This window comes from Niveispirillum sp. BGYR6 (assembly GCF_027568365.1).
In the GTDB taxonomy this organism is placed as follows: domain Bacteria; phylum Pseudomonadota; class Alphaproteobacteria; order Azospirillales; family Azospirillaceae; genus Niveispirillum.
In genome coordinates this window covers 186,371-198,187 of record NZ_JANLNL010000006.1, presented here as the reverse complement: position 1 = coordinate 198,187, position 11,817 = coordinate 186,371, and the positions used below count along the sequence as shown (strand labels likewise).

At 63.6% G+C, this 11,817-nt stretch carries 13 protein-coding genes; 5 read left to right on the top strand and 8 right to left on the bottom strand.

Annotated elements, in window-relative coordinates:
• Window positions 1–60 precede the first annotated feature (60 nt).
• Window positions 61–471: an OB-fold domain-containing protein gene (locus PCJ49_RS14760; protein ID WP_269911579.1), complete on the top strand. Its 411-nt coding sequence runs from the start codon at window positions 61–63 to the stop codon at window positions 469–471.
• 24 nt (window positions 472–495) lie between these two features.
• Window positions 496–1,641, top strand: coding sequence for a thiolase family protein (locus tag PCJ49_RS14755; protein WP_269911578.1), 1,146 nt, complete (start codon window positions 496–498; stop codon window positions 1,639–1,641).
• 149 nt (window positions 1,642–1,790) lie between these two features.
• On the opposite strand, the gene PCJ49_RS14750 is transcribed toward PCJ49_RS14755, so the two are convergent.
• Genes PCJ49_RS14750 through PCJ49_RS14735 form a run of 4 tightly spaced genes read right to left on the bottom strand, consistent with a single transcriptional unit; the run spans window position 1,791 to window position 5,875 of the window.
• The gene (locus PCJ49_RS14750) at window positions 1,791–2,294 is read right to left on the bottom strand and encodes a nuclear transport factor 2 family protein (RefSeq protein WP_269911577.1); all 504 of its coding nucleotides are present in this window, start codon (window positions 2,292–2,294) and stop codon (window positions 1,791–1,793) included.
• Window positions 2,295–2,308: 14 nt separating this feature from the next.
• A complete protein-coding gene (locus PCJ49_RS14745; RefSeq protein ID WP_269911576.1) occupies window positions 2,309–3,859 on the bottom strand; it encodes a 2-oxo acid dehydrogenase subunit E2 in 1,551 nt (516 codons plus the stop codon).
• Between the two features lie 18 nt (window positions 3,860–3,877).
• Window positions 3,878–4,891: an alpha-ketoacid dehydrogenase subunit beta gene (locus PCJ49_RS14740; RefSeq protein WP_269911575.1), complete on the bottom strand. Its 1,014-nt coding sequence runs from the start codon at window positions 4,889–4,891 to the stop codon at window positions 3,878–3,880.
• A 15-nt stretch (window positions 4,892–4,906) separates the two neighbouring features.
• Entirely contained in the window at window positions 4,907–5,875 is a 969-nt protein-coding gene (locus tag PCJ49_RS14735) for a thiamine pyrophosphate-dependent dehydrogenase E1 component subunit alpha (protein WP_269911574.1), read from the bottom strand.
• 299 nt (window positions 5,876–6,174) lie between these two features.
• Here PCJ49_RS14735 and PCJ49_RS14730 point away from each other — a divergent pair, with 299 nt between their 5' ends.
• A complete protein-coding gene (locus tag PCJ49_RS14730; protein WP_269911573.1) occupies window positions 6,175–6,939 on the top strand; it encodes a TetR/AcrR family transcriptional regulator in 765 nt (254 codons plus the stop codon).
• Window positions 6,940–7,041: 102 nt separating this feature from the next.
• Here PCJ49_RS14730 and PCJ49_RS14725 read toward each other — a convergent pair whose 3' ends face one another.
• From PCJ49_RS14725 to PCJ49_RS14715, 3 genes are all read right to left on the bottom strand, one after another.
• On the bottom strand, window positions 7,042–7,833 hold the full coding sequence (locus tag PCJ49_RS14725; protein WP_269911572.1) for an SDR family oxidoreductase: 792 nt from the start codon (window positions 7,831–7,833) through the stop codon (window positions 7,042–7,044).
• 7 nt (window positions 7,834–7,840) lie between these two features.
• Entirely contained in the window at window positions 7,841–8,254 is a 414-nt protein-coding gene (locus PCJ49_RS14720; RefSeq protein WP_269911571.1) for a nuclear transport factor 2 family protein, read from the bottom strand.
• Window positions 8,255–8,319: 65 nt separating this feature from the next.
• On the bottom strand, window positions 8,320–9,171 hold the full coding sequence (locus PCJ49_RS14715) for an enoyl-CoA hydratase-related protein (RefSeq protein ID WP_269911570.1): 852 nt from the start codon (window positions 9,169–9,171) through the stop codon (window positions 8,320–8,322).
• Between the two features lie 111 nt (window positions 9,172–9,282).
• Here PCJ49_RS14715 and PCJ49_RS14710 point away from each other — a divergent pair, with 111 nt between their 5' ends.
• On the top strand, window positions 9,283–9,597 hold the full coding sequence (locus PCJ49_RS14710) for a 2Fe-2S iron-sulfur cluster-binding protein (protein ID WP_269911569.1): 315 nt from the start codon (window positions 9,283–9,285) through the stop codon (window positions 9,595–9,597).
• Window positions 9,598–9,715: 118 nt separating this feature from the next.
• Complete coding sequence (locus tag PCJ49_RS14705; protein WP_269911568.1) at window positions 9,716–10,450, top strand: TetR/AcrR family transcriptional regulator; 735 nt, start codon at window positions 9,716–9,718, stop codon at window positions 10,448–10,450.
• A 4-nt stretch (window positions 10,451–10,454) separates the two neighbouring features.
• Here the strand turns inward: PCJ49_RS14705 and PCJ49_RS14700 are convergent, their stop codons facing one another.
• A complete protein-coding gene (locus PCJ49_RS14700) occupies window positions 10,455–11,780 on the bottom strand; it encodes an aromatic ring-hydroxylating dioxygenase subunit alpha (protein ID WP_089290523.1) in 1,326 nt (441 codons plus the stop codon).
• Window positions 11,781–11,817: the final 37 nt, after the last annotated feature.

The window sequence follows — 11,817 nt, the reverse complement described above, 5'->3', positions numbered from 1 at the left end:
ATCCACACGGGTGGCAGCGGTGACCTTATCCCCAGGCGGCAGACGAACGGAGGAACCATCATGGCGATGGAAGGCAGACCGCTTGCCGACAATGTCTTCACTTGGCCCAGCGATGATCCGGCCCTGATTGGTGGGGTTGATGCGCGTGGGCGCCTCCGTTTCCCCTTCATGGGCCGTCCGGGGGAGCGGCCGGTGGAGTTGGCGCGCGCGGGCGTGTTGTGGAGCTGGACGGTCCAGCGTTTCCTGCCCAAGCAGCCGCCCTATCTGGGACGGGAAAACAAGGCGGAATTCCAGCCGTTTGCGCTGGGCTATGTGGAATTGCCGGGACTGGTGCGGGTGGAAACAAGACTGGTGGATTGTGACCCGGTGGATTTGCGCATCGGGATGCCCATGCGCCTGACCATCCGCCCGTTGTTCCGCGATGAACAGGGGCAAGACCTGTTGATGTACGCGTTCCAACCGGTGGTTTGAGAATAAACAGGGGAGGGTTTTGCCATGTCGGATGTGGCGATTGTCGGCATCGGTATCCATCCATTCGGAAGGACACCGGATCGCACTGGTCTGGAACAGGGGGCCTTTGCGGTGCGTCAGGCACTGGCTGATGCCGGCATCACCTGGGGCGACGTGCAATTCGCCTATGGCGGCAGCCAGGATGGCGGCAATGCCGACACGATGGTGGAGGAACTGGGCCTGACCGGCCTGCAATTCATCAATGTTGCCAATGGCTGTGCCACGGGGGGCAGTGCGCTGATCTCCGCCTATGGCGCCATCCGGTCAGGGCAATATGATCTGGGGCTGGTTGTCGGCTTTGATAAGCATGAACAGGGATCATTCCGCGTGCGTCCGGCCGATTGGGGCCTGCCGGAATGGTATGGGGAGGTGGGGTTTGCCCTGACCACCCAATTCTTCGCCATGAAGATCCAGCGCTATATGGCGCTGCACGGCATTACCGATGATGCCCTGATCCGGGTGGCGGAAAAGGCCTTTGCCAATGGGGCGTTGAACCCGAACGCCTGGCGCCGCCGGGCATTGTCCTATGAGGAGATTGCCCAGTCGACGATGATCAGCGATCCGCTGCGGCAATATATGTTCTGTTCCCCCGGCGAAGGGGCGGTGGCCCTGATCCTGGCCAGCCCCAAGAAGGCGGCACAATTGACCCGTCATCCCGTCTGGCTGAAGGGTGCCGCCATGCGCACCCGCGGGGCCGGATCGTTTGAGGTGTTCAGCCCCAGCCTGTCGGTGGAAGATGGCGAAGGTGCCACCCCCATCGCCGCGCGGGCGGCCTTCACCATGGCCGGCATCGGGCCGGAAGACATCGACATTGCCCAGCTTCAGGATACCGAAAGCGGGGCGGAAATCATGCATATGGCCGAAAACGGCTTCTGCCGGGATGGCGAGCAGGAAAAATGGCTACGGGAAGGATGGACCCGGCTGGACGGAAAGCTGCCCGTCAATACCGATGGCGGCTGTCTGGCCAATGGGGAACCCATCGGGGCGTCGGGCCTGCGACAGGTTTATGAGACGGTGCTGCAATTGCGCGGGGATGCCGGCGCACGGCAGGTGCCGAAGAGGGTTAGCACTGGTTACACCCATGTTTATGGGGCACCGGGGGTTTCGGCGGTGACGATCCTGGCGCGGTAGAGTAGGGGAGCGCCGGTTCCAATGCAGCCAACCGTCACCCCGGCGCAGGCCGGGGTCCAGTTCGTGGAGCAATATGCCCTGCAATCCTGGACCCCGGCCTGCGCCGGGGTGACGGAGTAAACAGATAATATGTTGATAATAAAAAACGTTTAGGCGTTCCACAGCCCATAAACCGCGTCCCCCGGCGCGTGGCCGCCCCTGTGCTGCATCAGGGCGAAGACGCCCTGATCCCAGCAGACGGTGCGCGCTGGGCTGGCGTTCCAGTCCAGCAGATACTGGCGATGGCTGAATTTCCACAGGCCCTCCCGCCGCTCATACCGGTCCAGATAGCGGCCATAGAGGATGCTGTCCGTGTCCGCCCCCGCAGCGGCGGCGAGCGTCAGGCTGTAGATTTCCCCCACCGCCTGATCGCCGCGAATGTCAAACCATTCATTGCCGGCCATGTGGAAGGACCGGGCCAGCCCGCCCGTCGCCCCCACCGCCAACCCGCAGAATTCCGCCGCCGGGCCGGTGAAATAGCCGAAATCAACGGTGGCATCGGGGTGCCAGAGGCTACGCAACAGCGCCTCATCCGCCCGATCCACCGCCCGGTTATAGGCCATGTTCAGCTCATGCAGTGCCTGCTTGGCCAGCAGCGTGTCCAGATCATTCATGGGCTGTTTCCTTATCAGCTCAACAATCCCAGCGGCTGTTCCAGATGCTGGCGCAGGGCTGCCAGGAAGCGCGCACCCACCGCCCCATCGATGGCGCGGTGATCGCAGGAGAGTGTCACCGACATCACCGACCGGAACCGCAATCCGCCATCGCTGGCTTCCTGCGCTTCCCGCCTTGTCGCCCCCACCGCCAGAATGGCAGCCTGGGGCGGGGCGATGATGGCCTGGAAATCCCGGATACCGAACATGCCCAGGTTGGAAATGGCGAAGGTACCTTCGCTTAAATCCGCCTGGGTCAGCCGCCGGTCGCGGGCGCGGGCGGCCAGCGCTGCCGCCTCCGCTGCGATGCTGCGCAGCGGCTTGGCCCCGGCATCGCGCAGCACGGGCGTGACCAGCCCGCCCTCGATCGCCACGGCGATGGCGATGTTGGCCTGGGTGAAGCGGCGCATCCCCTCTTCGGTATATTGCACATTCACATCGGGCACATCGCCCAGCGCCAGGGCAGCGGCGCGGACGATGAAATCATTGACGGAGATTTTTGGCCCCACCATGGCGTTCAACTGACCGCGTAAGCCCAGCAGATCATCCATCAGGATATCGGCGGTCAGATAGAAATGCGGCACATCCCGCTTGGCTGCCGTCAAGGCTGTGGCAATGGCGCGGCGCATGGCGCTGTGCGGCAGCAGATCGCTGGCAGCGGTCGGCGCAGGGGCTGGCGGTGGGGAGGCTGCGGCGTTGCGTACATCCTCCTTCGTTGCGTGGCCCTTTGGCCCTGTCGGCGTCACGCTGGACAGTGGGATACCTAAATCCGCCGCCAGCTTGCGCGCCGCCGGTCCGGCGGGTGGGGTGGGGGCTGCTGCCGGGGCCAAGCCGCTGGCGGCGGCGTGGCGTTCCACATCGTCCACATTCACCCGCCCGTTCCGCCCAGTGCCGGACAGGCGGGACAGGTCAATGCCCAGCCGGTTGGCCAGCCGGATGGCGTGGGAGGTGGCATGGATCGACCGGTTGTCGATGGTCGCGGGTGGGGTGTTTGCTGGCGCTGATGCGGGATGGTTGGCCAGATAGGCCTCCACATCCTCCTGATTGATGCGGCCATTGCGCCCGGTACCGGTCAGGCGCGACAGGTCCACCCCATGCCGATTGGCGATGCGCCGGGCGATCGGGGTAGCCGATACCGTCTCGTTCCGGCGTTCCAGATCGGGGGCGCTGACGGCCACCGGCTCGGCAACAGCACGTGCCGGGGTGTCAACCTGGGCCGGTTCCGCCGCTGGCGCGGGGCCTTCCCCCCGGATGAAGCGGTCGATATCGGCATCCGTCACGCCCTCATCGGCGACGATGGCGATCAAGGCACCCACGGGCAGGGTCTGGCCCACGGGGGCGACGAGCCGGCGCACCGTGCCTTCCAGATCGGATTCCAGCGTGTTGACGATCTTGGCGGTTTCGATATCGACGATTTCCATGCCGCGGGAAAGGGTCTGACCCTCTGCCACATGCCAGTTGGAAATCGTCCCTTCCGACATTTCCAGGCCCCATTTGGGCATGATGATCGGGGTGATGGCGTTCATCGCGTCGTTCCCCCTTTATCAGCGGCTGCCAAGCACTTTGCGGATGGCGGCTTCAATCTTTTCCGGCGACGGCAGATAGGCGGCCTCCAGCTCCCGCGCAAACGGCACGGGCGTGTGCGGGGCCGTCACCTGGATGATCGGGGCTTTCAGATGGTGGAAGGCCTTTTCCGCCACCATGGCGGCGATATCAGCGGCGACGGAGCAGCGCGGCGGGCTTTCATCCACCACCACCAGCCGGCCCGTGGCCCGCACGCTTTCCAGAATGGTTTCCTCATCCAGCGGGCTGGTGGTGCGCGGGTCGATCAGGTCGCAACTGATCCCCTCGGCGGCCAGCTTATCGACCACACCAATGGCCAGCGGCACCATGCGGGCCAGGGCGACCACAGTGACATGTTCCCCCTCGCGCACCATCGCGGCCTCGCCAAAGGGGATGGTGTAATCCCCGTCCGGCACATCGCATTCATCCATATAGAGCGATTTATGCTCGAAGAAGATCACCGGATCATCGTCGCGGATGGCGGTCAGCAACAGGCCCTTGGCGTCATAGGCGTTGGACGGCACCACCACCTTCAATCCTGGAATGCCGGTCAGCATGGGATAGATCGTCTGCGAATGCTGGGCCGCCGCATTCATGCCGCCGCCGCAGGTCATGCGGATAACCAGCGGTGTGCGCGCCTTGCCGCCAAACATATAGCGGAACTTCGCCGCCTGATTCAGCAACTGGTCCAGGCAGACGCCGACGAAATCGGCAAACATGATCTCCGCCACCGGGCGCAGGCCGGTCAGTGCCGCCCCATTGGCAGCCCCGACGATACAGCTTTCACTGATCGGCGTGTCGATCACCCGGTCTTCGCCGAAGCGGGGCAGCAATCCCTTGGTCAGGCCGAAGACGCCGCCGGCCGCCTCCCGCTCACCGGAGGTGCCGCCGGCCCCGCCGGACACATCCTCCCCCAGCACGATCACGCGGGGGTCGCGTTCCATTTCAAGATGCAGGGCGTCATTGATCGCCTGGCGCATGGAAATTTTGGGCATGGGTCAGGCTCCCGCTCAATAGCTGATATAAACGTCGGTCAGGACGTCGGCGGCGGTGGGGGCAGGGGCGGCCACCGCTTCACGCACGGCGCGGTCGATCAGGTCGCGGACCTCGCCTTCCACCTGATCCAGATCGCTGCCGGGCAGCAATCCTGTTTCCGTCACCCGCTGGCGGAAGATTTTAAGGCTGTCCTTCTCCGCCCGCAGCCGCGCCACCTCGTCCTTGGCGCGGTAAAGCTGGGGGTCGCCTTCGAAATGGCCGAAGAAGCGGGTGCATTCGGCATAGACGGCGCAGGGGCCGCCGCCATTGCGCGACAGTTCCGTCGCCTGACGCATCGCCTCATAGACGGAAAAGAAATCATAGCCATCGGCCTGGAACACCGGCATCCCGAAGCCTTCGGTACGGCGCACCATATCCCGGCTGCCCACGGCATAGCTGAAGCCGGTATGTTCGCTATAGCCGTTATTCTCCAGCACGAAGATTTTCGGCACTTTCAGCACCACGGCCATGTTCATGGCCTCGAACACGGTGCCCTGGTTGCTGGCACCATCGCCACTGAACGACACGGCGACGCCGCCGGTCTTCAGCACCTTGGCGGTGATGGCGGCGCCCACGGCGATGGGCGGGCCGCCGCCGACAATGCCATTGGCCCCCAACATGCCCTTATCCAGGTCGGCAATATGCATGGAGCCACCCTTGCCCTTGCACAAGCCATCCTGTCGGCCATAGATTTCCTTCATCATGCCAATGACGTCACAGCCTTTGGCGATGCAATGACCGTGGCCGCGATGAGTGCTGATGATCTTGTCCTTTTCCGTCAGGTGTTCGCACACCCCGACGGCCACCGCCTCCTGCCCCGCATAAAGGTGGGTGAAGCCGGCAATGCCACCGCGCTGGATATCGACATGGATCCGTTCCTCAAACTCCCGGATCGTCACCATCTGGCGGTAGGCCCGCAGCATCTGCTCGCGGCTGATCTGCATGGAAATCTCCCTGTTGCGTCAGGCAGAAGGGGCGGCTTTTCCCGCCATTTCCCGCTGCCCCGGACCTTGCCCGGCGCCTGAGCCGGTGGTCCGATCCTCCCGAAGAATGATTTTTGATTCACTAGTCATTGTATCTTTCCGTTATCCTTCCGTCAACGCCACTTTCCGATATTCAACAGCCGTCTGGTGGGGCAACAGCCCGGATTGCAGCGCGCCCGCAACTGTGACAAAATGATTATAGAGTCATTAGTCATGTATGCTGATGGCGCCTCCCTCCCGGACAAAAGCAAGGTTTGCCCGTGCCGCCCAGGAAAGCGAAAGCCTCCGCCCCGTCGGATGAACAGGAACCGTCCCCCGGCCGCCGCCGGCGGTCGGAAGCGCAGGTCCAGAAGAATGAGGAGACGCGGATGCGGCTGTTGAACGCCGCCGCCCGCGTTATCGGCAAATATGGCTATGCCGGCTGTTCCATCGCCCGTGTCGCCGCCCGGGCCAAGGTGGCGCACGGCACCTTCTATCTGCATTTCAAATCACAGCAGGATCTGTTCGACCAGTTGCTGCCGGCCCTGGGGGCGGAGATGCTGGAAGTGATCGGCAAGGCGGTGCGCGACAGCAAAAGCCTGATCGAGCTGGAACATCGCGGGTTGGTGGCCAATTTCGATTATCTGGTGCAGCATCCCTATCTGCACCGGGTCACGTCAGAGGCGGAGCTTTACGCCCCTGTGGCCTATCGCCAATATTTTGAGGAACTGGCCAAGCCCTACAAGAAGTCGCTGCGCCGATCGATGGCGGCGCAGAGCCAGCCGGCCTTCAGTGAAGACCAGTTGGATGCCGTCATCTCCATGTTGCTGGGTGCCCGCTATCACCTGCTGACCCGGTTCTGTGTGGAGGGCAACAGCCTGAAACCGCTGACCCCGGAACTGACGCAAACCTATCTGCGCTTCGTCGCCGAAGGTTTGGGCGTGAAGCTGGACATGCCGGCAGAAGCGCCAGCGGCACCGGCGGCAGAGGTGGTGCCGCTGGCGCCGCGTCGTAAGCGCAAGGTGGCGGGGCAGGGGGACGATTAGAGTTTGTCAGGTTTACGCTGAATCACTCTCTACCGCCACCCCGGCGCAGGCCGGGGTGGCGGTAGAGAAGGGACGATCGGTTCAATCTAAACCTGACACACACTAACCCCCCGCCGCCCGTGCGATCGATGCCGCTATCTCCTCCTTTGTCGGGTTGCGGCGCAGGGTCAGCCCGCCATTGACCTGGAGATTCTGGCCGGTCATGAAGCACTCGTCTGACGCCAGGAACACAGCCGCCGCCGCGATATCCTCCGACGTGCCGATGCGGCCCAGCGGATATTCCGGCAGGAACGCCTCTGTCAGGCCTGGAATGGCCATATGGCCTGCCGTCATCGGCGTGGCGGTCAGGCCGGGGGAGATGGAATTGGCGCGGATGCCGCGCTGCCCGAATTCATGCGCCACGACGCGGATAATATGGTCGGTCCCGGCCTTGGCCCCCATATAGGCGGCATGGTCGTTCAGCATGATGGTGGCGGTGGCGGAACTGATCTGGATGATCGATCCGCCCCGGTCCATGGCACCGATCACCGCCTGATAGAACATGAACGGCCCCTTGAACTGAAGCGCGCTCATCTGGTCGAACTCTTCCTCCGTCGTCTCCAGAAACGGCTTCAGCAGGCCCCAGCCGGTGGCGTTCAGGGCGATATCGACATGGCCCAGCTTTTCCTTGGCAAAGGCGGCCAGGGCGAAAACCTGTTCCCGGTCGGTGATGTCGCAAAGGGCGGCATGGCCGCCGATCTCCCCGGCCAGCCGTTCCAACTCCTCCCGCTTGCGGCCGGCGACCACCACGGTGGCCCCTTCAGCGGCGAAGCGGCGGGCGATGACCTGGCCCATATTGTCCCGATTGGCGGCACCGACGACGATGGCACCCTTGCCGGCAATACGTCCCATCATGCCCCCCTTAAACCCAGTAACGCACAGAGAAGGTGCGGGATTTGAAGGCCCAGTGGCCGTCGATCTTCACCAGGATATCGTCATATTGGCCATGGGTGCGGCGGGCCACGCCTTCGCTGTCGGTATAGGATTCCGCCGTATACATGCGCGCCGTGGCCTGCTCGCCCTCCACCACGATGGAGCCGGGCAGTACCAGAAACACAATGTCGGGATAATGTTTCATCGCCGCCACCCAGGCATCAACGATGGTTTGCTTGCCCGAAAGCTGTTCCATCCCCGGCACATGCGGCAGGCACCAGAAACTGTCCTCCGCCCAGGTGGAGGCCCAATCCTCGGCATTGTGCTGGTTGACGGCATCCGCATAGATTTCATTCAGCTCGCGGATGGCCAGACGGTCTTCCACCGGTCCCGTGAACGGCATTGTTTCCTCCCAATTTCCATGGATCACGGGGCCGGTTTGGCCGGTCGTGATGACATATTGTTGATTTATGATTCGTTAGTCAGAATGAAGCGCGGGTCTTGGCTTGTCAAGTCCGGGCGGCTGGTGAAATCCGGCTTCCTTTTGCCCAGTAAAGCCCGCAACCCCTCAGCAAACTCGGCACCGTCAGCACGGGCGGTGAACTGGTCCTTTTCGGCCTGCAACTGCGCCAGGAAGGCGGCGGTCAGCGGCCCGCGCAGCAGGGCCTTGGCGGCGGCATGGGCACCCCGTGGGCCCGTGGCCAACCGTTGCGACAGGGCGTCCACCGTATTGGCCAGCGCATCGGCGGCCACCAGCTGATTGACAATGCCCAGCCGGTGGGCCTCCGCGGCGCTGAACCGGTCACCCAGCATCACCAGTTCGCTGGCCTGTTTCAGGCCGCAGAGATGGGGCAGGATCAGGGTGGCCCCGCCATCCGGCGTGGCCCCCAGATGGCAATAGGCCAGGGAAAAGCCGGCCCCCTCTGCGGCGATGGAAAAATCGCAGGCGGCCGCCAGCCCGATGCCGAAGCCGGCCACCGGCCCGTTGATGGCGGCGATCACCGGTTTCGGCATCCGCCATACCCGCTCCACCGCGCCATGGGCATGGTCGATCAGGCGGCTGAAATAGGCGCTGCGGGCGGCGGCCGGGCCGTCCAGCGTCTGGGCGAATTCCCGCACATCGCCGCCGGCCATGAAGGCGCGGCCAGCCCCCGTCAGCACGATGGCGCCCACCGTTTCATCCACTGCCAGCCGTGCCAGCGTCTGATCCAGGGTGCTGGCCAGCGCCATGTCCAGGGCGTTCAACGCATCGGGGCGGTTGAAGGTGACATGCGCCACGGCCCCCCGCTGTTCAACGCCGATCACATCTGCAATCGTCATGTCCCCTGCTCCTCCCTTTTGCCTTTGTCCACATGCACCAGACGGCACTTGACCTTAATCCCTGTCGATATGATTATGATCAATGAATCATAAGTCAATAAAGGAAGCGCCATGACCCTGATCCAGGTAACCGACCGTGATGGAACCCGGCACAGCCTTGACGCCCCCGATGGCGACAGCCTGATGGTGGCCCTGCGCAATGGCGGCCTGTCGGTGGAAGGTCTGTGCGGGGGGAATATGGCCTGCGGCACCTGCCATATCCATGTGCTGAATGCCAGGGAGGGTCAGTTGCCGCCAGTCAGCGCGGATGAGGCGGCCTTGCTGGCCGACCTGCCCGATACCATGCCGCAATCGCGTTTGGCCTGCCAGATTCCGGTCGGCCCGGTGCTGGAAGGCCTGTCCATCGTGGTGGCGCCGGATGACTGAACCGCCTTATTGGGCCGCCCCCGGTTGAACCGCGGCCCCTTCCGTTGCTATCATCGCCTTGAAATCAGCCTCGGCCGGCAGTCGTCCGGTGGCGAAGCAGGGTCAAGGAGTGGGGACGGTGGCGGTCAGCGCACAGGGGCGGAAACGGAAGCCATCTGCCGAGAAGGTGGAAAAGAATGAGGCCACGCGCCTGACTTTGATTGAGGCGGCGGCCAAGATCGTCGGGCGTTATGGCTATTCCGGCTGTTCCATCGCGCGGGTGACGGCCAAGGCCAAGGTGGCGCACGGCACCTTCTATCTGCATTTCAAATCACAACAGGAACTGTTCGACCTGCTGCTGCCCACCCTGGGGGCCCGCATGTTGGACAAGATCAGCGACGCCGTGCGCAACGCCACCTCCCTGCTGGAGGTGGAGCGGCGGGGGCTGGAGGCGAATTTCGCCTATCTGGTGGCCCATCCCTATATGTACCGCCTGATGATGGAGGCCGAGCTTTTCGCCCCCACCGCCTTCCGTGCCCATGTCGACATGCTGCTGGAACGCTATGTCCGGTCGCTGCGGCGCAGCCTGAAGGACCAGGAACCGCCGCTCTATAGCGAGGCGGAACTGGAACAGGTTGCCAGTATGCTGATGGGCGCGCGCTCCTATCTGCTGATGCGGTTCTGTGCGGTCGATGGCAAGATCCGGCCCCTGTCGCCGGAGATGCTGGATACCTATCTGCGCTTTGTCGCCAATGGCCTGAAGGCCGGGCCGCTGCCCCCGATGCTGGCCGTGCCGGAAGCGGTCGCACCAGCGGCAGAGGCAGCGCCCAAACCCGTCCGCCGCCGCCGGGTCACGGCGGTGACGGACGCATAGGGCATCAGCGCCGGCCCTCAATATAATCATTGATCATCTCGTGGAACCGGCGGACCCGCGCTTCCTGCCCGGTCAGATAGGCATCCTTGAAGCCACGGGAGCGCAGGCCCCGCTGCTGTCCCACGGCGATGGAGAGATCCTGATCGGCGACAAAGCCCAGGCTCTGATCGCCATGGCTGAAGATTTCATGTTCTGCCTCGGCCAGGGGGCGGGGGCCCACGGGGGTCATCGCCTCCGTCTGGCCCGGCACCACCGGCACCATGAACCAATGGTCGAACAGGCATTTCTCCGGATCGGTCGGGTGCGGCTGCGGCCGCAGCAACTGGAACCCGTCCGCACTCATGGTCAGGGAGACATTGGGGAACAGGGTGTAATGGTGATAGTCGGTCAACTGGTCATCATCCAGCAGATCATAATGGGCAAAGCCGCGCTCCCGGCCCAGGCGTCGTTTCTGTTCCTGCAAGGCCCGGCGGGCATCGCGGGCATGGCCCTGAAAGGCGGCGGGGTCCAGATCCCAGGCGCGCAGGATATCATCCAGCGGCTGGGCCACGTCGGTGACGCTCTGCGCCCGTAATGAAGGCATCCCGCCCTTCATCCGCATCCGGTTATGGCCGGACGGGTAAAGGTCGAACAGCGTGTCCTGATAGGCATCCTCAATGAAGGTCGACAGTTCGGGATGCAGGGTCGGCAGATGGTAGCTTTCATTGAAATTGTCGTGAATGACCTTCCAATTGCAATTGACCTCTGCCGTCAGGTACAGCACGCGAACCTGCTGATCCATGCTGTATTTTTCAAATTGTGCGGCCACAGGGTCGAGATAGTGGCGCAAGGGTGGGGCTGCCGGGTCCATGTTGAACCAGACGAAACCGCCCCAGACCTCGCATTTTATGGCGGACAGCTTGACCTTGCCGCAGGGGTTTCCCTGGGGGAAATCATCGGGGTCTTGAACCCGGCAGGTGGTGCCGGCCCGGTCGAACTGCCAGGAATGATAGGAACAGGTAAAGACCTTGGCATGGCCCAGATCGCCATGCACCAGCCGGTTTCCCCGGTGGGGACAGACATTGTAGAAGGCGGCGACCGATCCATCCTCCTGCCGGACCATCAGGATGCTCTCCTGCCCGATCTCGTGGGTGATGTAATCGCCCGGTTCCGGCAGGTCCGCCGCCCAGCCCCCGATATGCCAGATGCGCGTCCACATCCGGTCCCATTCCAGGGCCATGAAGTCCCGGCTGGTATAACGGCTGCCGGTGATGGGATCGCCGCGCAAGGGCGGCGGCGTGGGGGAGGGCTCGACGGCGGGCTGGGGCGGCTGGCTGTTGATCACGGACATGGGGTTGCATCCTCCGCTGTTCGATTGCGGCCGGGTG